This window comes from Pseudodesulfovibrio thermohalotolerans, assembly GCF_021353295.2.
Taxonomy (GTDB): Bacteria; Desulfobacterota; Desulfovibrionia; order Desulfovibrionales; family Desulfovibrionaceae; genus Pseudodesulfovibrio; species Pseudodesulfovibrio thermohalotolerans.
Genome location: NZ_CP120635.1, coordinates 770,523 through 792,837, shown reverse-complemented (window position 1 = coordinate 792,837; position 22,315 = coordinate 770,523). Strand labels below are relative to the sequence as shown.

Sequence of the window (22,315 nt, the reverse complement as noted above, 5' to 3'; positions counted from 1 at the left end):
CTAGGATTGTTCGGCGGCGGAACCAATTACTCTACTGGATGGACTCAATATGCTCGCTTTCCTCGATAAAATAGATACCGGCACTCCACGCCTGCGGCGGATCGTTTTCTGGCTGCTGACCGCATTCGCGGCCTACATTCTGTTCGGCTTTTTCGCCGTTCCCCCGATCATGAAATCGGTCCTTGTCTCCCAAATCAAAAGCGCGCTCGACCGCAAGGCCGAAGTGGGAGATATCTATTTCAACCCGCTCACCTTCCATCTGGAGGCGACGGGCCTGCGCATCGAGAATCGCGAGGAAGAGGGCGACCTGATCTCCGTGGAGCGCATGGAGACCGCGCCCGGCATCGCAACCATCTGGAAACTGGCTCCGGTCCTCAGCTACCTCAAGCTGGACGGGCTCAACCTGAACATGACCTTCTACGGCAAGGGCCGGTATTCCATTTCCGACCTCCTCGGCACCCCGGACAGCGTTAATCAGGAGAAACCCGAGGAAAAGAAAGACGAGGCGGTCTTCCCCTTCGCCCTGTACGGTTTTGAACTGACCAACTCTACCATCACCTTCGACGACAGGCCCCACGCGAAAAAGCACGTCATCTCCGACATCCACTTGCAGATACCGTTCACATCAAGCTTTGCGGACAGGATCAAGGAGTTCACCCATCCGATATTCACTGCGGTGGTCAACGGCGACCCAGTGGAGCTCAAAGGCAGAATTCTGCCCTTCGACAAGACGCTGCAAACCGAGTTCGAGCTGGACGCCGTGGAAGTGGATCTGCGCCAGTACTGGGAATACCTGCCCATCAAAACCCCGCTCAAACTCAAGAGCGGCCGGTTCACCTCCGGCTTCTCCCTGTTTTTCGAGCGCCCCGAAGGCCAGCGGCTCCGGCTTTTCCTTGGCGGTGGTGGCACCCTTACCAACCTGGAGCTGACCGCTCCCGAAGACGGCTCGGTCCTCGCGATGAAGAAACTGACCTTCGACATGGAGCGGTTCTCCCTCAGCGACAACGCCCTCATCATCAAGCACGTGAACCTCGACCAGCCGTTCTTCAAGGTTGTGCGGCGGGCGGGCGGCGAAATCAACTGGGCGGGCTATTTCCCGGGCTCGGAGCCCGGTCCCACCGGGCCCAAGGTCAAGACCGAGGCGGACACTGACTCGGCCTTTGTCCTGGACCTGCGCAATTTCGAAATCACGGGCGGTGCCGTCGACTTCACCGACCAACACGTCGAAGGCGGCTTCCACCACGTCTTCCCGAAACTCGACTTCGCCATGGAAGGGCTGACCACGCGGGCCTCGCAGGCCAGCGTCTTCAAGGGCTCCTTCGGAGAAACGGGCTTCATCTACGTCAACGGCGAGGCAACCGTGGACCCGCCGACGGCCGAACTGACCCTCTCGGGCAAGGATTTGAACGTGCCCCTTTACGGCCCCTACATCAACTCCTTGCAGCCCATGCTGGTGGACTCGGGCTCTCTGGGATTCTCCGTGGAAATCGACTACAGCCAGCCGGACGGCGAGCCGCAGCTCGTGGCGAGCAATGGCTCCCTGAACCTGGCCGATCTGGCCATGCGCAAACCCGACGCCAAGGAGCCGAGCCTCACGCTGGGCGCGCTGGACGTGTCCGGGGCTACCCTCGACCTTGCCGCCCGCACGGTCGGGGTAGCCGAGGTCAAGCTGACCGCCCCCTCCGCCAGCGTCGTCCGCGAACGAGACGGCCGACTGGACCTGGAAAAGCTCTTTGCGGAAACCGCCGCGACGGCCGAATCCGACGAACCGGCCGATAAACCGGCTCCCGACGGAGACGACGCGGCCGAAACGCCCTGGAAAGCCACACTGGACCATCTGGTGGTGGAGGACGGGTCCGCCGACTTCCGCGACCTGGCCCTGGCCCACCAGGCCCGGCTGGGAGTGCGCAACTTCAAGCTGGACGTGACCGACTTCTCCACGAAAAAAGGTGCACAGATGCCCTTCTCCCTGAGCGGCGGCTGGGCGGGCGGAGGCTGGTTCTCCGCCAACGGCCGGACGTCCCTGGACCCGCTCGCGTCCTCCGGCAACCTCAAGGTCGACAAACTCGGCATCAGGCCGCTGGACGGTTATCTGGCCGAGGACACCGAGCTGCTTATCTCGGACGGCGCGGCCCACGCCACCCTCTCCTATTCATTCACCGGGGGTGAAACCCCGAAGTACACAGTCAAGGGCGACACGGCGCTGACCGGGCTCAAGGTCAAGACCACTTTCGCCGACGCCGAAATGGCGGGCATCGACCGACTGGACGTCAAGGGCATCGCCTTTGCCAACGCCCCCATGTCCCTGGCCATCGGCGAGATCAATCTGAACGGACCGCGTGCCCTGGTGCACTTCGACAAGGACGGCAGGCTGAACATACGACGCGCCCTGCGCCTGGCGGAGCCTCCGCCGCCGCCCGCCGGCACCGCGACGGCCGGACCCGACGCGCCGGCCCCGGTTCCCCCGGCGGAGGTCGCGGCCATTGAGGCCAAGACCGAAACCGAGGCCGCCGAGGAGAAGCCGCTCTTCGAAACGTTGACCGTGGGCAAAATCGGTATGCAGAACGGATCGGTCAAATTCCGTGACGACAGCATCCACCCGGCCTATGCCACGGAAGCCACGGAGATGACCCTTGTCCTGACCGAAATCGGCCAGACCGCCGAGGCGCGTCCCAAGGTGGAATTCAAGGCCAAGCTCGGCCCCACGCCCGTGGCCGTCACCGGCGTGCTCAACCCGCTGGTCAGACCGATCTACTCCGACCTGACCATCTCGGTGAACGGCATGGAGCTGGTTCCCCTGACCCCGTACACCCTCAAAAATCTGGCCTATCCCATCGAAAAGGGACGGCTCTATGCGGACGTGATCTTCAAGACCGAGGACTGGGTCCTCAACGCCCGGAACAAGTTCTTCATCGAACAGCTCAAGCTGGGCAAGAAAGACAAGCGGCCCGACGCGCCCAACATCCCGGTCGAGTTCGGCCTGTCCCTGCTCCAGGACTCCAACGGCGACATGCAGCTCAACCTGCCCGTCTCCGGAAGACTGGACGACCCGAACTTCCGCATCGGCGGCATCGTGTTCCAGGCCATCATCAACCTGCTCTTCAAGGCCCTGACCTCGCCGTTTTCCCTCATCGGCTCCATGTTCGGCGGCGGGGAGGACATGGACTTCGTGGTCTTCGATCCGGGCCGGGCCCAATTGAACGCGCGAAGCACGGAAAAGCTCGACACGGTCATCAAGGCCCTGTCGGAACGGAACAAGCTCAAGTTGGAAGTTGACGGGGTCGTCGATCCCGTGGCCGACACGAACGGCCTGATCCAGGCCATCCTCGAACGCAAGGTCAAGCAGGCCAAATACGACGACCTGCCGCGTTCCAAGCGGGCCGAGACCACGGTGGACGAGATTGTCGTCGCCCCTGAGGAATATGAGGACATGCTCTACGAAGCATATGCCGACGAACCCGACGAGGAGGGCATCAAGCCCACCACCCTGTTCGTCACCGACCGCCAGCCCGTGGAGGTCATGGAAAAGTTCATCCGCGACAGGGTCGTCGTGACAAAGGAGATGCTCCATGAACTGGCCATGCAGCGGGCCAACGCGGTCAAGCAGTACATCATCACCGGCAACCCGGACCTGACGGACCGCGTCTTCCTCCTCGACCGCGATACGAAGCCCGAGGGCAAGACAGGCGTGCCGAAACACCGGGCGGACCTGGGCATCAATTAGCCCTGCCGGACCGGATTCCGCATAACCTGCGACAACGACAAAGGGCCTCATCGAATCTCGATGAGGCCCTCTCGTTTGAAAACCGCAAATAACGTCCGCGCCTATGCGCCGTCGGTCTATCCGCCGATGGAGGCCATGCGGGTCTTGCAGACGCCATGATCGGCGGCCCGCATCTTCCGCAACAGCTCGTTGCCGATGGGCTTGTTCCGCCCGGCCAGCCGGATGATCCTTTCTACCTTTTCCACACCCAGGGCGGGATGGCGAAGGGCGGGACGCAGCCGGTAGACCTTGTCCGAAAAAAGGCAGGTCCGCAGGTTGCCGTCCGAAGTGATGCGCAGCCGGTTGCAGGTGGAGCAGAAGTGATCGGAATACGGGGAGATGAGCCCGATACGGCCCAGACCGCCTTCGATCTCGTACATACGGGCCGGGCCGTGGCGGCGCGCACCCTTCGCGGTCACGGGGACGAGCTCGGCAAAGGGCCGGGCCTCGGACAAAATCTCGGCGGCGGTCCATACGCGGCTATCGTCCCACCCGGTCTCCAGCCCCACGGGCATGAACTCGATGAAACGAAAGTCCACGGGATGGGTACGGGCGAACTCTATGAAATCGCCCAACTCGTCGTCGTTGACGCCCTTCATGGCCACGGCGTTGATCTTCAGCGTCATGTTCGCGGCCAGGCAGCGGTCGATGTTTTCCCGAACCACGGCGTAATGATCGCGGCCGGTGATGGCCTTGAATTTCTCGGGGTCCAGGCTGTCCAGCGAGATGTTCACCCGCTTGATGCCCGCCGCGGCAAGCCGCTCCACGTGGTCGCCGATGAGGGTGGCGTTGGTGGTCACGCACAGATTCAGATCCCCGTACCGCTCGGCCGCGGTGACCATGAAATCGGCGAATCCCTTGCGCACGAAGGGCTCCCCGCCCGTGAACCGTATCTTCCGCACCCCGAGGTTCCGGGCCATGCCCATGAGCTCCAGTATTTCCTCGTAGCGCAGGATGTTCGGATGCGGGATGAATTCCAGCCCCTCGCCCGCGCAGTAGGTGCACCGCAGGTTGCACCTGTCGGTCACGCTGATACGCATGTAGCTGACCTCGCGGCCGTGGATGTCCTCAAGGTTCTTGTGCATGGCGTCCTATGCGAAGATTTCTTTCTTGGTCACGGCCTCGGCCTTGACGCGGTCGAGGAAGTCGGCCAGTGCGGGCTTGACGTTTTCACGGATGTCGCCCGCAACGATGAGAAAGAGCACGTCGTCGCCGGGCTTCATGTGGCCCGAGTTGGCGTGACACCAGGCGCGGAAGATGCCCTCGCGGGCCTCGATCTCCTGGCGGATCTCCTCCATCTTCTCGAAATCGGGAGTGATATCGATGGCTACGACTTCCTCGCGGCCCTTGCGGGACCAGCTCCGGACCACGCCGTTATGCACCAGGATCATGCCCACGTTCTCGGCGAAACCGGGCTCCTTTTTCAACTCTGCCAGAGCCTTGTTGATATCCATGGATGACTCCTTGTTGTAACATTCGTACCTGGTCAGGGTATGCCCTTGGCACGAACCGGACAACCTTTTTGTTTTTCCCCCGGATCAGACACCCGGAGACGGTGAAAATATAATACCACTGCCCGGCCAAAAGGGTATGGTTGAACAAACGGCCGCACAGGCCGCTTGAAAACGGCACTCCTCCCCTTGCTGACGGTTGACGGCATCGCACCAGGAGAGTCGCGTTCCCCGGACCCAAGCCCTCCACTGCGGCCGGCGGTACCTGCAACGCGGCTGAGATGTCGAAACCATCCCGAACGGGGTCAGGGACAGCTCCCGGAACAGACCCGGCCCGGGACCGCCTGACCCCTTTTTCGTGCCCTGACGCCCACTTGAGACGCCCCCACCAATACCTTCCGGGGAGACGGGAACAACGAGGCCGACAGTTTTACCCCCTACAGCGATTCAAGCCCGGCGAGCACCTGATCTATGAGCACCCTCGGGGTGGAGGCTCCGGCGGTGACGCCAATGCGCTTGTACCGGGCGAGTTCGCTCAGGGGCAGCTCGTCCACGGTCTCCACATGCTCGCAGGGCGTGCCCTCTTCCGAGACAACCTTGGCGAGCCTGCGGGTGTTCCCGCTGTTGTACCCGCCGACCACGACCATGAAGTCCACGGTCTTGGCCAACTCCTTGGCCTCGGCCTGGCGCAGCTTGGTGGCGTCGCAGATGGTTTCGAGCACGGTCACGTTCAGGTCGCCCCGCCCGGTCAGCCTTTCGGCGATGGCCTCGAACTGGACCCGGTCCTGGGTGGTCTGGGCCGCCAGGACATACCGTTCGCCCGGAGAAAGCTCGTACCCGGCCAGCTCCTCGGCGGAACCGAAGACGAAATGGCCGTTTTCGGCATAGCTGACCAGACCGGCCACCTCGGGATGGTCCACCTCGCCATAGAGGAGCAGCTTGCAACCGCCTGCGGTGTTGCGCTCGATGAGCAACTGCGCCTTCTTGACCCGAGGGCAGGTGGCGTCCTTGATGATCACCTGCCGTTCACGCAGGGATTCCTCAACCTGGCGAGTAATGCCGTGGGCGCGGATAACGACGTGCGCCCCGGCCGGGACCTCGGCGGGATCGTGAACCATTATCACACCCTTGTCGGCGTAACGCTTAAGAACCTGCGGATTATGGATGATGGGTCCGAGAATATATATGGGATGGCCGTCGGGCTCGGCGACAAGCTGATCGAGCTTGGTCAGGGCCATGTCGACGCCCATGCAGAATCCCGCGGTTTTGGCTAAGATGACTTCCACTTCTATGCTCCTTGCGGTTGTTCCGGAAACAGCCGGCTCCGGGGAAAACCCTTGACTTGCCGACTCCACTCATGAATAGAATTCGTCAAACATATGTTTCAAGCATTTTTACTGCGTATTTTGCGCCTGTAGGCCTTTAATTATGAACGATTCCCCCGACGTCAATACCAAAACAGCGCTTTTGCTCGCCGCCATGGAGGTTTTCGCCGACAAGGGCTTCGACTCGGCCACGGTGCGGGACATCTGCGGCCTGGCCAAGGCCAACGTAGCGGCGGTGAACTATCACTACGGCAGCAAGGACGGCTTGTACGCGGCCGTGCTCGAAGAGATCTTCCCCAAGGGAGAGGAATGGATTTCCAGCGACGAAAGGGGGTTGCCCCCGGAAGAGCGGCTGCACAAGTTCGTCAAGGGGCTGGCGGAGGAGATATACACCCAGAGTACCGGGCAAATCGCCCAGAAATGGGCCATCTTCCTGCGTGAAATGGCAAAACCGAGCCACAACCTCGACTTCATCGCACGGCATCAGGTCCAGCCGCGCGCCAACGAATTGCGCGACATCCTGACCAAACTGCTCGGCCCGGACACGCCGGAGCAGACGCTGGCCTATTGCAGCTCGAACATCTGGGCCCTCATGCTCGACCATCTGCTTACCCAGCCCATCCTGGACCGCCTGACTCCGAACCGGCCCGGCCTGGAGCTCGACGTGGAAGCTTTCGTGGACCACGTGGTCCGCTTCGCCCTCGGCGGCGTCAACGCCGTAAAACACCGCGCGTAAGGCGTGCGGCGGACCGGACACACCCTCCCATCTTCGCGCACCGGTCTTCCGCCCCTTCCCGGGAGCGGGGAGTTGCATGACAAAATGCCCCTCCCCGCCCCCTTTCAAGGACCACCCATGCACAAGCTTGTCCCCATCCTCATGCTGCTCGTCCTGACGGCCTGGGCCGCGCCCGCAACGGCGCAAACGCCGGTCATCCCCTGCCGGGTGGTCGCCGAATACCCTCACGACGCCGGGACCTCCACCCAGGGACTCTTCCATCTCAACGGCGTGTTCTACGAATCCTCGGGCGGATACAAACGTTCCTTCGTGGCCATGGTGGAGCCAAAGACCGGACGCAGGCTGAAGACCGTGCCCATCGCGCCCTCCCTGTTCGCCGAGGGCATCGCGCCTCAGGGCGATGCCCTGTGGATGCTCACCTGGAAGTCGGGCATCGGCCTGATCCACGCCCTCAAGGACCTCGCACCCAGTGGGCGATTCGCCTACCGTTCGACCTTCGGAAAAACCGAGGGATGGGGGCTGGCCTTCGACGGGGAACAATTCTTCATGTCCACAGGAAAATCCCGGCTCGAACTGCGCGACGCGAAAGACTTCACCCTGACGGGCACCATGGAGGTGACCGACGAGGGACGCCCTGTGCGCCTGCTCAACGAACTGGAATTCGTAGGGAAATGGCTCTACGCCAATATCTGGAAGTCGGACAGGGTGGCGATCATCGACCCGGCCGACGGCAAGGTCCGCGCCTGGCTCGATATCTCATCCCTGCGCAAGCGGATCGACCAAAGGGCCGGAACGGCCAACGGCATAGCCTATGACGCGGCAGGCGGACGCCTCTACGTCACCGGCAAGTGCTGGGACCGCCTTTTTGAAATCAAAATTCCTGAATTACGCTGACTTGCGGTACGCCCAGACCAACCAACCGATGCCAAACAAAATCATGGGCAGGCAGAGCACCTGCCCCATGGACATCCAGTTGAGGGCCACGAACCCAAGCTGCCTATCCGGCTCGCGGGCGAACTCCACCAGAAAGCGGAAGACGCCGTAGCCGAGCAGAAAAAGTGCGCCGACGCATCCCTTTGGCCGGGGTTTGGCCGAATAAACCCAGACGATGATGAACAGGGCGAGCCCCTCCAGCGCGGCCTCGTACAACTGCGAGGGGTGGCGCGGAAGCCCGCCCGCTCCCGGAAACGGCATGGCCCACGGCAGATCCGTGTAGCGTCCCCACAGTTCGCCGTTGATGAAGTTGCCGATGCGCCCGAAGAACAGGCCGGGCGGCACGAGAGGGGAAATGAAGTCGCCCACCTCGGGGAAACTCATGCCGTTGGCCCGACCAAAGAGCCAGCAGACGACAAGCACGCCGAGGCAGCCGCCGTGAAAGGACATGCCGCCTTCCCATACAGCGAAAATCTGTAGCGGATTGGCCAGGTAGAACGAAGGATTGTAAAACAAGACATAGCCGAGACGCCCGCCCAAGACCACGCCGAGGATGGCCCAGGTGATGAAATCGTCCATGAGCTTGGGCGTCATCTTGTTCCAAGGCTTGGTTGCGCGGTAGCGCCCCAGCAGCCAGCCGCTCAGGATGCCGAAGACGTACATCATGCCGTACCACCGCAAATCCAGAGGACCTATGGAAATCATGATCGGGTCGAATTGGGGATAGTCGAGCATGAAAAAAGTCTCCGCCGTCAAGGACCGTATTTGTTTTCTTCAAAAAATCGGATATGCTGAAAGACAACGCACAGGGTGTCTTTTTTTACGCAGCCCCGTCAAGCTCAAAGCGGACCGCCATGCAGAAGCCACAGGAACTCGACATACTTGAAATGCCCGTTGAAGGGCTGGCCGCCTATTGGCTGTCCATCAAGAAGATCATGGACGCGCGCAAGGGCCGCGACATCCTGGACGAGGAGATCGCCTCCGCCTCGGAGCCCTATATCCTGCACCTGCTCGAAACGGTCTTCTCCGCGCTGGACGTTCCCCTGGTGCGACGGTTGGCCGCGGCCAAAAAAGACATCCTCGTCGACGATTATCGCATCAAGATCGATCTCATGCGACAGGCCGTCTACGCCATCGCCTCGGGCGAGAACCCGCGCGTCACCCTGGTCCGGATGGACTCCAAATTCGCCCAGCCGCTCATGACCGAGGACCGCGCCTTCGACATGGCCTCGGCCATGTTCGACGCCATCAAGCCCCGGGGAGTGGACCTGGACATCCTGCTTTCCGTTGACCACAAGATCAAGGCCGACCGTCTGCTGGTCAAGCTGCTCTTCTTCGTCATGTACGCCCGGCGCGAAGGACGGCAGAACCTCGACCGCTTCATCCCGCATCTCGGGTCGCGATTCTTTTCCGAAGGCATCTCCCTGGCCATCGACAACTTCGAAGCCGATTTCCTGGCCAACCACCTCGAATCCATACGGAACCGCGTCATGATCGAGACGGGCCGCAAGATGGACATGGCCCTGGAAATGGCCCTGGCCATCCGCAACAAGACGGCCTACGACGACATCTTCCGCATAGCCAGGACCTACATGTCCTGAACAAGGAGGTTTCAACCATGCGCAAAATCCTGACCGCCACTATCGCCATCCTGCTGGTACTGGCTGTGGCCCTGCCCGCAAAGGCGAACCCCGTCTCACTAGGCGACCGAAATTTCCAGCGCGCATGGCGGCTGTACGTCACGCGCTACAACGAAAAAGCCATCGAGCACTTCAAGGCTTCGGCCACGGCATACGCCGAAGCCCTGCGCCAAGATCCGCCGTTACGCACCATGAGATTCCAGTCCAACATGGTGGAGGCGGGCATCGCCATGTATTTCGCCGGAGAATACGACCTGTGCATAAAAACCCTCGTCGACGCCCAAGGCAAGAAAGACAAGATATGGGACGCCGCCCTGTTCATCGCCCTGGCGCAAGGCAAAAAGGGCGACAAGGAGGCCACGCTCCAGGCCTTCGACAGGTTCCTGGACAGCAACCCGTCGCAGCGGTACATCACCAGCCAGATGGCCAAGGTCCTGCCGGGAGTCAAGGACGGCTCAATCGCCCTGGCGGACGCCATCGCCTCCATTGAAAAGGAAACTCAACGCCAGTTCGTGGAAAACGTGGCCCGGTACGACGGCATGAACAGCGTGGCCCCGATCACGGACGCCTGTAACGGGCAGTACTGGTGGCGCCAGAACAGTGCCCCCTGCTCCCGCGGCCTGTACCGCTATAAATAGCCCGACCGCGCGCCCGACCGGCAACTTCCGGTCGGGCGCGCAACCTAGTACTTGACGAACTTGCGGGAATGTAGAACGATCCCTCAAAATTTCTAACGCACAAAGCACATTAATGACTACGGACAGCCTAGACATTCCGCAACAGTACCTTCGGTCCTTTTCCAAGGCAGAGATCAACGACATGCCCCTTCGCCGCTATGAGGGGGAAATCAAGGTCGTCCGCACCGACGCCGATCTCGAAGAGGCCCTGGAGGGAATGCGAGACTCCTCCCTGCTCGGCTTCGACACCGAGACCCGGCCAGTTTTCAGAAAGGGCAAAAAGCCCGGCCCGCCTTCCATCCTCCAACTCGCCACCGCCGATTGCGCATACGTATTCCAGTTGGGTCTCCTCCCACTGGCCAAGGGGGTCTGCGAGATCCTGGCCAACCGGCGCATTCTCAAGACCGGCGTGGCCGTGCGCGACGATATTCTCGGGTTGCAGAAACACACCCGGTTCAAACCGAGCGGTTTCGTGGACCTCTCCACCATCACGGCCAAATACAACCTCCAGACCCACGGTCTGCGCAACATGGCCGCCAATCTGCTCGGGTTCCGCATCTCCAAGTCCGCTCAGTGCTCCAACTGGGCCAAGGAGAAGCTCTCCCGGCAGCAGGTCCTCTACGCCGCCACCGACGCCTGGATCAGCCGCGAGCTGTACCTCGCCCTAGAAGAACTCGGCCTGACCTAGCCGTTCCGTCGGGGACCGCCGGTCCTTGGCATGTATCGTGCAAATTCTCCCGCAACGGGCAATTCGTGCCCTTTCCCTGCCGCATTCCTGACGGGCCGTCTTGCATTGCGGCCTTCAACGATCTGAATACATTGGACGTATCCATGAAAGAGCCGAGCGCCACCCAAGCCGCCACGGTCAGCAAACAGACCGGCGAGCAAACCGCAACGGAACGAATCTACCGCTTCAGCCCCAAGGTCATCCTCATTGCCGGGCCGCCTGCAGCGGGAAAGAGTTTCGCAGCCAGGCAACTGGCCCAGGATCTGAACTACTCCCTGTTGCGCCTGGATGCCTTCACCCCGGAGGTCGCGGCCCGCTACGGCGGGGACATCGAGGCCGTTCGCCAGCCAGCCACCTACACGGATTTCAAGGGAATATTCATTCGCAAGCTACGCGGGCTCCGCTACGGAAACATCGTGCTCGAAGGATGCCGCGTCAGCCACGCGCACATCCACCAGGCCTTCCTTGACGCCCTGGACGACATCTACTCGCCCTTCACCATCGTCCAGCCTTTCTACCTCAATCCGCCGCGCGAGATCCGCATGGAACGATTCACCCTGCGCCGGGTGCGCAAGACCAAGGAGGCTCTCCGCGCGGGCAGCCCCCTCCCGGCCGGGACCCCGTTCTGCGAGACCCTCGAACCAGTCCTGCCCGGCTATGAGGTGGTCGCCGATACCGACGACATCATCCGTTGGGCCGAAGCAAACCGCGACGCCGCGCATCCGGGTGTCTCCCAAGCCGACCGCGCGGTCTTCAAGACCATTGCCGAGGCGGACTCCTTCAACCCGTTCTATCAGACCATCGAATACCGTGGCCGCGTGCTCGTGCCCGGCTTCACCCAATCCGGCCTGGCCTGGCAAAACATCCTCAAACTCGGCGTGGACTTCGCGGGTAAGACCCTGTGCGACTACGGCTGTATGCACGGCTACTACACCTTCAAGGCTGAGGAAATGGGCGCGGCCGGAGTCGGGCTCGACATGGACCGGGGGGCCGTCGAACTGGCCAACCGGCTGGCCTCGGCCAAGGGTTCCGGCTGCCACTTCATGGTCTACGACATCACCACCCCGTTGAAGCGGAAATACGACATCATCCTGGCCTTGAACGTCCTGCACCGCACGGGTAAATTCGAACTGACCACGGAGATCATGTTCGCCCACTGCAACGAATGCATCCTCGAAGTGGGCGAGAGCCAGTTGCCGGTCATCATCGCAGAGGCCACGCGCCAGGGATTCAAGCTGAAAAGGAACCTCCCGTCCCACCGCCAGCAGTCATGCATCGGTCCCCGACGCATCCTGCACATGGCCCGGCGGGAAGGATAGCCCGTGAAGCGAATCGCCTGGATCGGCGGCTACTATTTCCGGCCGCAGCATACCCTGGACGCAGGCTTCGAGATCATCAACATTCCCCTTTCCGGGCCCGACACCCTGGAATGGGAAGACATCGTCGCCCGTTGCCACGGCGAACCGGACATCGTCCTCTACGCGGACAGGTCCATCCCGCCGCCGCTCATCAGCGTGGAATCCTACCCCTGCGCCACGGCCTTTTACGCCATCGACTCGCACATCCACTCCTGGTACCCCATGTACGCCCAGGGATTCGACATGGTCGCCGTGTCACTGCGCGATCACATGCCCCGTTTCCGAAAACGGCTCGCGGACGACCGGATTCTCTGGCTGCCGCCCTATCCGCTGCGCGACGAACAGCCTCCCGAGCCGCCTCCGGCCAAGGAATGGGACCTGCTCTTCGTGGGCAACGTCAACCCCGAGACCACGCCCGTGCGATATGAATTCCTCAAGGAACTCAAGGCCCGATTGCCCAACCTTCACGTGGCCAAGGGCGAATTCGGCGAGCTTTTCCCCAAGGCGAGGGTGGTCCTGAACATCGCCGAACGGGGCGACCTCAATTTCCGGGTCTTCGAAGCCCTGGCCACCGGTTCCTGCCTGGTCACGCCCGACATCGGCCACGGCCAGTCCCTGCTCTTCAAGGACGGCGTGCATCTGGTCACCTACCCGCCCGACGACATGGACGAACTGGTCCGCATCGTCTGCGAACTCCTGGCCGACCCTGAACGGCGGGAGGCCATCGCTCACGCCGGGCACGCCGAGATCGATGCCGCCCACAGGGCGCACCACCGGGCCGGGACCCTGCTCGCCGCCATGGACGGCATCCCGGCGGAAGCAGTGCGAAAACGGCTGGCCGACGCGAAACACATCCACGCGAAATATCTGAAGGTGATCTATCTGCACCTGGCCGAGGCCTATGCGGGCATGGAAATGGGCGAACGCTATCTGAAGGCCGCCCTGAGAAAGGGCTAATACTCCCCGTTGAAATCGGGCAGCCTGCGGTCGCGCTTGCGCTGGGCCGTGCGTTTCTTGCGGTCCAGCCGCCTGCGCTTGGCCGACTTGGGCACCCGGGTCTCCTTGCGAGGAATCACCGGCGCGAGCGCCCACTGCATGAGCTCGACAAACCGCTCCACGGCCGAATCCTTGTTGGTCTTCTGGCTGCGGAATTTCCGGCTGGTCACCTGGAGCACCCCGCGCTTGTCAACGCGGCGCTTGAGCTTGCCCTTGACGGCCACCTTTTGCAGTTCGGTCAGGCTCGGAGAATTATCCACATCGAACAACAGCGTCACGCGGGTATCCGCGGTGTTGACGTGCTGTCCGCCCGGGCCGGAACTGCGGCAGGCGATGAAACGAAGCTCGCTCCAGGGGATGGAAACGGTATCGGTGATGGGAAGCATGACCTCAGGTTGCCATGCCCGGCGGCAAGGAGCAAGCGGTTACTCATTGACAGCCGGACGGTTTTCTCTACAATCCGCTGACCAAAAACCAAGCGAGGTATCCCATGTCCCAAGAATGCCCCTGCGGGTCCGGCCTGGAACAGTCCAAGTGCTGCGTCCCCTATATTTCCGGCGAGGCCGTGGCCCCCACCGCCGAAGCGCTCATGCGCTCCCGCTACACCGCCTACGTGCTCAAGAAGCTCGATTATCTGAAGGAAACCCTCGCGCCCGAGGCCCTCAACGACCACGATGACGAATCCGTACGCAAGTGGGCCGAAACAGCCGAATGGCTGGGCCTGACCATCCATGACACCTGGGCGGGTCAGGAAGGCGACGAGGCCGGCATTGTCGAGTTCACCGCCGAATACGCCATCGACGGCGAGAGCCAGAAGCACCGCGAGCGGAGCCGGTTCCACTTCGTGGACGGCAAGTGGCTCTACGTGGACGGCCAGATGGTCGCTGGGCCTCCCGTCCGCAAGGAGCCCAAGATCGGCCGCAACGACCCCTGTCCCTGCGGTTCCGGCAAGAAATACAAGAAGTGCTGCGGCCGCTAGTCGCGCCACAGACGGAGAAAAGGGAAGGTTGAACCTTGCGAAAGGTTTTTCCTTCCCTTTTTCGTTGCCTCCTCCGCCCTTTCCTTCCGCTGTTTTCGATGACTGCCGCGTCTGCCTGCGAACGGTGTTGAACGCCCGCATGGCCGCGTGGCCGTCTCCCGACGCGTCGGGCTGTCGGGTCGATCAGGCCGTTTTTTCGAGCCAGAGGGAGGATTCGAAGGCCTGCTCCGGGACGATTATCGGCCAATTCTCGATGGCCTTCCCCATGCAGCGGCGTACGTAGGCCGAGGCGAAGCGAACCTTGAACCGCTCGCCGCCCGCCAACAGGGAGGCGGCCAGAAGCTGTTCGTTGTAGCCGCGCCACGCCCAGATATCCGGATAGCCGTTCGGTAAAAAGATGTCGTGGACATGCACCCACACCCCCGCCGCCAGGCCGGGCAGAATCCGATTGAACAGGGTGTCCGCGTCCGTGCCGGGCATTGCGATGTGGCTGCCGTCGAAGAACAGGATGTCGCCCGCCCCCAACTCGCCGAACGCGGCGGGGTCCGCCTTGTCCAGGGTGGTGCGGACGACCTCGCGGCAAAGATGGTCGATGTCCCGCCTCGGCACGGGATCAATGGAATAAAAACGGGTGGGAAGCTCCCCGTCGCGGATGGCCCGGGCCATGAACCGCGTGGAATGGCCCGACCCGATCTCGATGATCCGCGTCCCAGGCGGCCTGAATCCATTCGTAGCGGTCGTTTTCAGTGAAAGGCGCGAGGCTCCCGGCCCAGCGATACGGAATATGAAATCCCCGCATGATGCCGCCGAACCCCATCCAGGACCGCAGGGTCGAAACGCCGCGCCAAAAGCGGCCCAGCCTCGTGACGAGGCCGGTACCGGGCGGAAGCGTTTCGTGGGCGGCCATGACCGCTATCCACAGAGCTTCTTGAGCGCCCGCTTTATTCCGTCCTTGTCGAGGTCGAGCATGTGGCGCAGTTCCTTTTGCGCGCCGTGCTCGATGAACTCGTCCGGAATGCCGAGCTGCCTGATGTGTTTGCCGTCCATGACCTCACGCGCGGTGAACAGTTCGAGCACCGCCGAACCGAAGCCGCCCGCCAAGGCGTTCTCCTCCACCAGCAGGAAGCGATCAAACCGCCCGGCCAGCTCCAGGAGTTGCTCCTCAGGCAACGGCTTGACGAAACGGGCATTGAAGACCGCCACGTCCAGGCCTTCCTCGGCCAGCTCCATGGCCGCCTCCACTGCCGGATAGACGCGGGAGCCGATGGTCACGACTGCGACGTCGCTCCCGTCGTGCATGAACTCGCCCCGGCCGATGGCGATGGGGCTCGGGGCGGACGACACCTTGGCTCCGACTCCGGTGCCGCGCGGGTAGCGGATGGAGCAGGGGCCTTCATGGGCAAAGGCCGTGACCATCATCCGGGCCAGTTCGGCCTCGTCCTTGGGGGCCATGACCACCAGGTTCGGGATCTCGCGCAAAAAGCTCATGTCAAAGGCCCCGTGGTGCGTGGCCCCGTCTTCGCCGACCAGGCCGCCCCGATCCAGGAAGAAATTCACGTTCAAATTCTGTAGGCAGACGTCGTGCACGATCTGGTCGAAGGCCCGCTGCATGAAGGTCGAATAGATGGCAACGGCGGGCTTGTATCCCTCGGTGGCCAGTCCGGCGGCGAACGTCACCGCGTGCTGCTCGCAGATGCCTACGTCCACGAACCTGTCCGGATAATTCTTGCGGAAACACTCCGTACCCGTCCCCTCCGGCATGGCCGCGGTGATGGCAACGATCTTGTCGTCCTTGGCCGCGAGGGAACACAGGGTGGAACCGAAAATCGAGGTGTAGGACGGCAGGCCGGAACCGGAAAACTTCCGGGCAAGGCCGGTCTCGGGAATGAACTCGCCCACGCCGTGATAGTGTGACGGATCGGACTCGGCGGGCTCGTACCCCTTGCCCTTCTTGGTCATCACATGAACCAGCACCGGCTTGTTCAGCTTCTTCACCTCTTCGAAGACCTTGACCATGGTGGCCGTGTCGTGGCCGTCGATGGGGCCAACGTAGGTGAAGTGAAACGCCTCGAACAGAATGCCGGGGGTGAAGAAGGATTTGACCGAATCCCCGTACCGCTTGGCGTACACCGCCAGATCGCCGCCGATCTTGGGAATGGTCCCGAGCAACCCTTCCACGTCGGATTTCAGCCGTTGCAGGAACGGAGTGGTCATCTTGCGGCTCAGGAACTGCGACAGCGCGCCCACGTTCTTGGAGATGGACATCTCGTTGTCGTTAAGGACGACGACCATCTTGCGGCCCAGGTCCCCGGCCTGGTTCAGGCCCTCGAAGGCCAGCCCGGCCGTCAGGGAGCCGTCGCCGATGACCGCCACCACTTCGTGGTCCTCGCCCTTGAGATCGCGGGCCATGGCCATGCCGAGCGCCGCAGAGATGGACGTGGACGAGTGACCCACGCCGAAGTGGTCGTAGGGAGACTCGGCCATGCGGGGAAAGCCGCTGATGCCGCCCTTCTGCCGCAGGGTGGAAAACTCCTCCACCCTGCCGGTGAGCAGCTTGTGGGCGTAGGCCTGATGGCCCACGTCCCAAATCAGCTTGTCGTGTTCCAGGTCGAAGGAACGGAAAAGAGCCAGGGTCAGCTCTATCACGCCGAGCGACGGGGCCAGGTGGCCGCCGTGGACGGATACCTGGCTGATGATGATGTCACGCAATTCCTGGGCAAGCGTGGCCATCTGATCCCCTTCCAGGTCACGGACGTCGCCGGGCTTGCGTATCTTCGACAGAATAGTCGTTTGTTTCGGGTCTTTGATCATGGGAGCGAAATCCTAGTTCAATCAATAAACCCTGTCCACTATGTATCTGGCCAATTGCCAGAGGAACTCCTGTTCGCTCCCGAAATAGCCGGACAAATGGGTCAAGGCCTCGTCCACGTAGTCCTTTGCCAACGATTTGCTCTTTTCGAGCCCCATGAGAGCCGGGTAGGTGGACTTGCCCATGGCTTCGTCGCTGCCCACGGGCTTGCCCAGGGTGGCGGTGTCGCCGACCACGTCGAGGATGTCGTCCACGATCTGGAAAGCCACGCCGATGTTGCGCCCGAACCGGCGGGCGTTGTCGATGTCCGCCTCATCCGCGCCGGACAGGATCGCTCCGCACTCGCAGGAGGCGGTGATAAGCGCCCCGGTCTTCATGGCGTGCATGGTTTTGAGCTCTTCCAGGGGCACTCCGGTGCGCCCGGTGAACTCCATGTCGACGGCCTGGCCGCCGACCATGCCGCCCGCTCCGGCCGCACCGGCCACGACATGAATGGCCCGCAGAACCCTGTCGGCGGGCAGTCCCTTGAAGATGGACGCCGCGGACATGAGCCCGAAAGCCTCGGTCAGCAGCCCGTCGCCCGCCAGGATGGCCGTGGCCTCGTCGAACTGCTTGTGGTTGGACGGCCTGCCGCGCCGCAGATCGTCGTCGTCCATGGCCGGCAAATCGTCATGGATCAGCGAATAGGTGTGAATGCATTCGAGCGAAGCGGCAAAAGGCATGGCCTTGTCGGTTTCGCCGCCGAGCAGTCCGTTCCAGGCCAGGACCAGCACGGGCCGCAGCCGTTTGCCGCCCGCCAGCAGGGAATATTCCATGGATTCAAGCAGTCGCGCCGGTGTGCCCCTGCCTCGCAGGCAGGTGACGAGATATTCCTCCACCTCGGCCGCGCGGCGGCCCAGCTCATCCTTGAACGTCACAATTCGTCCTCCGTTTCCGAGTTCAGAGCCTCAAGGGCGTCGAATTCCCGGACCAGCCCCTCGGACACGAGTTTGACCTCGTTCCGGGCGGTCTCCAACTGTCTGCCGCACGCCTTGACGAGCTCCAGCCCCTCCTTGTAGAGGGCCACGCCCTCTTCCAGGGGCAGATCGCCGCGTTCCAGCTTTTCCACTACGAGCTTGAGCCGCTCCAGCCGGTCTTCGAATGTATCGTTCGCCACGGGGTACCTCCCTCGGCTTTATTAATCAATTCTCTATCATTCAAATATGTTGCAAAAAGACTTTTGAAATAAAACCTCCGGATCGACCACTTCTCCGCACACGAACGCGGCCAGATGCAGATGCGCGCCCGTGACCCGCCCGGTTGCTCCGGACAGACCGAGAACCTGCCCGGCCTCGACCACGTCCCCCGGCTTCACGGCAGTCTCCGACAGATGGGAAGACATGGTGAAAAATCCGTTCCCGTGGTCGATCAGGACGCTGTTGCCAGCATAGTAAAAGCCGTCGACAAGAACAACTCTCCCGGCGGCCACGGCATGAATGGGCGTGCCGAGCCAGGCCCGGAAGTCCAGGCCGGTGTGCCGCGCCGCCACATTGCCGTTGAAGGTCCGATACAAGCCGAACCGACTGAGCATCTTGCCCTTCACGGGACGGGTGAAGGGCAGGCTCCAATGCCGCTCGGGAGAGATCACGGCCAGGGCGGCTGCGAGCGTCTTCCGTTCCCTATCGATACGGGCCAGCTCGGATGCGGGCGGACGGACCATTTTGGGCGGTACGGACAGGGTCTCGGTGCCCCACTCGGATTCCGTCACCTCGATGGAGCGGACAAACCGCCGCTCGTGGCCCCAGATATGCGCCACGACCTCCAGCCTGCGGGGCCCGGCCTCACCGCGATAGTCCGTTCCGAGCAACACCACGGCCTCGGACCTCTCTCCACGCGGCGTCACGGCGGGACGCACGCTCTTCCCGTCCCAGCGCACCTCCAGGTCCTCCAAAGGGTACCAGGTGCCGATGCGCACCAGGAAGGGCTTGCCCGTGCCCACCGACGCCGGGGCCTGAACGTCGACCATGTCTCCGGCCAGGGCCGGAATCGACATCATCAGGCAGACAAGAAAAACAAGACAGGGACCTACCGGTCCCTGCCGTTTATACGATCGATTGCAACGCATTGGAATCAATCAACTCATTATTATCGCAACAACTTATCGGCGGTCGAGGTGAACAGGGGCGCCGGATCGACCAGATCCCCCTGAACCGACAGCGAAAAGTGCAGATGGGGCCCGGTGGCCCTTCCGGTCATGCCGGTGAGGCCGATGGTCTGGCCGCGCCTGACTTCGTCGCCTTCCTTGACCGTGGGCTCGGACAGGTGAAAGTACATGGACACCACTCCGTTGCCGTGATCCACATAGACCGAATTGCCCGCGTAATAGTGGTCGCCCACCAGGATGACGCGGCCGCTGTCCACGCACTTGACCGGGTTACCCATGGGGGAGCGGAAATCCAGCCCCCGGTGCGGGTTCTTTGGCTTGCCGTTGAGGATGCGCTGCGCCCCGTAGACACTCAGAATTTTACCCTGCACGGGCCTTTCCAGGGGCAGACGCCACATGCGCCGGGCCGAGACCGTATCTTTCGCCGCCGTGGTCCGGCTGCGCTCGGCCGCGATGCGGTCGTGAACTTCCTTGGGCGGAGAAACCATCTTTTCCGGCAGAGTCAGTTCCTGCTTCGGATAATCCTCCGGGGCGATGCGCACTGTACGGCGCAAGGTGTTTTCCTTGCCAGCCACCGAGGCGACGACCACCAGTTCCTCCTTGCCCGGACGCTCGGTGAGAACATCCGTGCCGAGCATGGCCAAAGCCACATGCCGGTCGTTCCAGACGGAAATGGACGGAACCACCTCGCGCCCCTGCCAACGGATCAGCACCGACTCCATCGGCAGGTCCGAAGTCAGCCGAACCAGGAACGGCTTGCCCACGCCCGCCTTGCGCGGCGCGGCCAGCACCAGGGCCGGAACGGGCTTGACCTGGACGGGTTCAACCGAGTCAGGAGCGGACCCGGCCACGGCCTGAACAGGAGCGGTCGCGGCAGGAACCGAAACGTCCGCTGTCGGGGCGGACCCGACTTCGGCCGGAGCTGGCTCGACCACTGCCGGGGGCGGCGAAACCTGATCCAAAGCCGGAGCGGCTTGAGCAGGCTCGGCCTCGACAGGATCGGGAGTGGCCTGAGCCGGAGCCGTCACAGCAGGAGCGGCCGGAGCCGGAGCTGCCTGAACGGGCTGGGCCTGGGTGTTGGCCGCGGTAAGCAGAGAGGGCCCATCGCCCTCTTCAAGCCCGAAGGACGAATCCTGGGCCAGGGAGTTCAAGGGGAGGCCCAGCAGGGCCGTCAGAAACACAATCAGAAAAAACCGTCGCATAAACCTCTATTCCTCATTTGGTCGGGAGTCCGTCACAATGGCCGCCACGCGGCCTTCACGTACCGTGATATCAAGAGCATCGCCCTTCGTCACCCTTCTCGGGTCACATAAAAATTCGCCGGTTCCGGCCACCCGCACCAAGGCGTAGCCCCGTTCGAGCGGCCCTTCCGGATCAAGCCCGCGCAAGGCCGTTTCCAATACGGCCAGCCGTTGCGCCGCGCCCTCGGACGCATCCCGTCCCCCCTTGTCCAGACGCCGCCCGAGACCGGACATTTCCACGGCCATGCCGTCCACGCGCTGCGGCCCAAAGGCCCGGTTCAGACGGTGCGCCAACCCGGCAACCTCGCGTCCCAGCCCGGCTGGCCGCTGCGGCCCGTAGGCCCGCCCCAGTCCCTCGGCCGTACGCACGGCCCGTTCCGCGCACCCGAAAAAGTGATCCAATCCAGCCCCTTCGAGCCTGGCCATCAACGCCGAAAACCTGTCCTCCATGCGCTCCAGCCGCCGCACGGGTGACAGCCAGACCAGCGCCTTGCGCATATGCTCGAAAGCGCCTTCCTTGCCCGCGAGCCATCCCGCATAGGCCCGGCCCAGGCTCAGGTCCAGCGCGTCCACTCTCTGCGCCAGAGTCTCCCGCCTGGGCCACAACTCCTGGGCCGCGTGGCTAGGGGTGGCCGCCCGCTTGTCGGCCACGAAATCCGCGATGGACACATCCGGCTCATGGCCCACGCCGGTCACGACCGGCAGCCGCGCCCGGAAGATGGCGTCCGCCACTTCCTCAGTATTGAAAGCCCACAAATCCTCCAACGATCCGCCGCCGCGAATGAGCGCGACCGTCTCGGCCCAGGACTCCTCATCCACCAGATCGAGCGCGGCCGCGATCTGCGCGGGCGCGCGGTCGCCCTGCACCAGCACCGGATAAATGCGTATCTCCGCCCCGGTGCCGCGCGTGTCCGCGATGCGCAGAAAATCCCGGATGGCCGCCCCGGACTTCGAAGTGATGACCGCAACCCGCCGGGGATTCCTCGGCAACTCCAGTTTCCGGTCCTCGTCGAAATACCCCTTGGCCGCCAACTTCTTCTTCAACGCCTCGAACGCGACGGCCAAATCGCCCACGCCCTGCGCCTGGACCAGTTCGGCCACCAGTTGATACTGCCCGCGCGGCTCGTACACGTTCAACCGCCCGGCGCAGAGCACCTCCATGCCGTCCTCGATCCCGCTGCCGGTCAACGCCGTGCCGCCGGACGACTCCTCGATCTCCCCGGTCAGCGGGTTGACCATGTCGCCGCCCTTTTTCACGGGCGCCGCCGACCGCTGCGACGACCGGAACCAGACCACGGACAGGGCCGCATCGCCGTCGGTCAGCGTGAAATACACGTGTCCGGACGCGGGGCGCGCCAGGTTCGACACCTGCCCCCGCACCCATACGAACGGGAACTCGGCCTCCAGCAGGGCTTTGACCGATTTGGTCAGTTCGGAAACGGTCAGTATGTTGGACAAAAAGTGCCTCCGGCGGCCCCCCATCCCCACCTTTTCCCAAACTTTTCAGTGCGCTTCGCTGTTTTCAAGCGGGGGGATG

General features: G+C 62.7%; 21 protein-coding genes. 9 read left to right on the top strand and 12 right to left on the bottom strand.

Annotated elements, in window-relative coordinates; translation table 11 throughout:
• The first annotated feature begins 49 nt into the window (after positions 1-49).
• A complete protein-coding gene (locus LF599_RS03620; protein WP_279522325.1) occupies positions 50-3,724 on the top strand; it encodes a DUF748 domain-containing protein in 3,675 nt (1,224 codons plus the stop codon).
• Between the two features lie 116 nt (positions 3,725-3,840).
• Here LF599_RS03620 and moaA read toward each other — a convergent pair whose 3' ends face one another.
• The 3 genes from moaA to ispH form a co-directional block, all read right to left on the bottom strand.
• A complete protein-coding gene (moaA, locus tag LF599_RS03615; protein ID WP_279522324.1) occupies positions 3,841-4,848 on the bottom strand; it encodes a GTP 3',8-cyclase MoaA in 1,008 nt (335 codons plus the stop codon).
• 6 nt (positions 4,849-4,854) lie between these two features.
• Complete coding sequence (locus LF599_RS03610; RefSeq protein ID WP_269941775.1) at positions 4,855-5,217, bottom strand: molybdenum cofactor biosynthesis protein MoaE; 363 nt, start codon at positions 5,215-5,217, stop codon at positions 4,855-4,857.
• A 434-nt stretch (positions 5,218-5,651) separates the two neighbouring features.
• Complete coding sequence (gene ispH, locus LF599_RS03605) at positions 5,652-6,500, bottom strand: 4-hydroxy-3-methylbut-2-enyl diphosphate reductase (RefSeq protein WP_279522323.1); 849 nt, start codon at positions 6,498-6,500, stop codon at positions 5,652-5,654.
• 142 nt (positions 6,501-6,642) lie between these two features.
• Here ispH and LF599_RS03600 point away from each other — a divergent pair, with 142 nt between their 5' ends.
• Together LF599_RS03600 and LF599_RS03595 are read left to right on the top strand one after the other, a co-directional pair.
• On the top strand, positions 6,643-7,275 hold the full coding sequence (locus LF599_RS03600) for a TetR/AcrR family transcriptional regulator (protein ID WP_279522322.1): 633 nt from the start codon (positions 6,643-6,645) through the stop codon (positions 7,273-7,275).
• 117 nt (positions 7,276-7,392) lie between these two features.
• The gene (locus LF599_RS03595; protein WP_279522321.1) at positions 7,393-8,169 is read left to right on the top strand and encodes a glutaminyl-peptide cyclotransferase; all 777 of its coding nucleotides are present in this window, start codon (positions 7,393-7,395) and stop codon (positions 8,167-8,169) included.
• On the opposite strand, the gene lgt is transcribed toward LF599_RS03595, so the two are convergent.
• Positions 8,161-8,943 (bottom strand): prolipoprotein diacylglyceryl transferase, encoded by a 783-nt coding sequence (lgt, locus tag LF599_RS03590; RefSeq protein ID WP_279522320.1) that lies wholly within the window; start codon positions 8,941-8,943, stop codon positions 8,161-8,163. The genes LF599_RS03595 and lgt overlap by 9 nt on opposite strands.
• A 119-nt stretch (positions 8,944-9,062) precedes the next feature.
• On the opposite strand from lgt, the gene LF599_RS03585 reads away from it, so the two are divergent.
• The 5 genes from LF599_RS03585 (at position 9,063) to LF599_RS03565 (ending at position 13,567) form a co-directional block, all read left to right on the top strand.
• On the top strand, positions 9,063-9,809 hold the full coding sequence (locus tag LF599_RS03585; RefSeq protein ID WP_279522319.1) for a hypothetical protein: 747 nt from the start codon (positions 9,063-9,065) through the stop codon (positions 9,807-9,809).
• A gap of 17 nt (positions 9,810-9,826) precedes the next feature.
• The gene (locus LF599_RS03580; RefSeq protein WP_279522318.1) at positions 9,827-10,486 is read left to right on the top strand and encodes a hypothetical protein; all 660 of its coding nucleotides are present in this window, start codon (positions 9,827-9,829) and stop codon (positions 10,484-10,486) included.
• Positions 10,487-10,598: 112 nt separating this feature from the next.
• Positions 10,599-11,213 carry a 3'-5' exonuclease gene (locus tag LF599_RS03575; RefSeq protein ID WP_269941781.1) on the top strand — a complete coding sequence of 205 codons (615 nt, stop codon included), beginning with the start codon at positions 10,599-10,601 and terminating at the stop codon, positions 11,211-11,213.
• Positions 11,214-11,356: 143 nt separating this feature from the next.
• Complete coding sequence (locus tag LF599_RS03570) at positions 11,357-12,571, top strand: methyltransferase domain-containing protein (RefSeq protein WP_279522317.1); 1,215 nt, start codon at positions 11,357-11,359, stop codon at positions 12,569-12,571.
• A gap of 3 nt (positions 12,572-12,574) precedes the next feature.
• Positions 12,575-13,567, top strand: coding sequence for a glycosyltransferase (locus tag LF599_RS03565; protein ID WP_279522316.1), 993 nt, complete (start codon positions 12,575-12,577; stop codon positions 13,565-13,567).
• On the opposite strand, the gene arfB is transcribed toward LF599_RS03565, so the two are convergent.
• A complete protein-coding gene (gene arfB / locus LF599_RS03560) occupies positions 13,564-13,992 on the bottom strand; it encodes an alternative ribosome rescue aminoacyl-tRNA hydrolase ArfB (RefSeq protein ID WP_269941786.1) in 429 nt (142 codons plus the stop codon). The two genes, LF599_RS03565 and arfB, sit on opposite strands and share 4 nt — an antisense overlap.
• A gap of 104 nt (positions 13,993-14,096) precedes the next feature.
• Between arfB and LF599_RS03555 the strand changes: the two genes are divergently transcribed.
• Entirely contained in the window at positions 14,097-14,585 is a 489-nt protein-coding gene (locus LF599_RS03555; RefSeq protein WP_279522315.1) for a YchJ family protein, read from the top strand.
• A gap of 183 nt (positions 14,586-14,768) precedes the next feature.
• Here LF599_RS03555 and LF599_RS03550 read toward each other — a convergent pair whose 3' ends face one another.
• The 7 genes from LF599_RS03550 to xseA form a co-directional block, all read right to left on the bottom strand.
• A complete protein-coding gene (locus tag LF599_RS03550) occupies positions 14,769-15,278 on the bottom strand; it encodes a class I SAM-dependent methyltransferase (RefSeq protein ID WP_279523075.1) in 510 nt (169 codons plus the stop codon).
• 219 nt (positions 15,279-15,497) lie between these two features.
• Complete coding sequence (gene dxs, locus LF599_RS03545) at positions 15,498-17,396, bottom strand: 1-deoxy-D-xylulose-5-phosphate synthase (RefSeq protein ID WP_279522314.1); 1,899 nt, start codon at positions 17,394-17,396, stop codon at positions 15,498-15,500.
• A 21-nt stretch (positions 17,397-17,417) separates the two neighbouring features.
• Positions 17,418-18,311 carry a polyprenyl synthetase family protein gene (locus LF599_RS03540; RefSeq protein WP_279522313.1) on the bottom strand — a complete coding sequence of 298 codons (894 nt, stop codon included), beginning with the start codon at positions 18,309-18,311 and terminating at the stop codon, positions 17,418-17,420.
• Positions 18,308-18,550 (bottom strand): exodeoxyribonuclease VII small subunit, encoded by a 243-nt coding sequence (gene xseB / locus LF599_RS03535; RefSeq protein ID WP_269941791.1) that lies wholly within the window; start codon positions 18,548-18,550, stop codon positions 18,308-18,310. Before xseB ends, LF599_RS03540 begins: the two co-directional genes overlap by 4 nt.
• A 36-nt stretch (positions 18,551-18,586) precedes the next feature.
• On the bottom strand, positions 18,587-19,399 hold the full coding sequence (locus LF599_RS03530) for a M23 family metallopeptidase (RefSeq protein ID WP_279522312.1): 813 nt from the start codon (positions 19,397-19,399) through the stop codon (positions 18,587-18,589).
• A gap of 119 nt (positions 19,400-19,518) precedes the next feature.
• On the bottom strand, positions 19,519-20,739 hold the full coding sequence (locus LF599_RS03525) for a M23 family metallopeptidase (RefSeq protein WP_279522311.1): 1,221 nt from the start codon (positions 20,737-20,739) through the stop codon (positions 19,519-19,521).
• Between the two features lie 6 nt (positions 20,740-20,745).
• Positions 20,746-22,236: an exodeoxyribonuclease VII large subunit gene (gene xseA, locus LF599_RS03520; protein WP_279522310.1), complete on the bottom strand. Its 1,491-nt coding sequence runs from the start codon at positions 22,234-22,236 to the stop codon at positions 20,746-20,748.
• Positions 22,237-22,315: the final 79 nt, after the last annotated feature.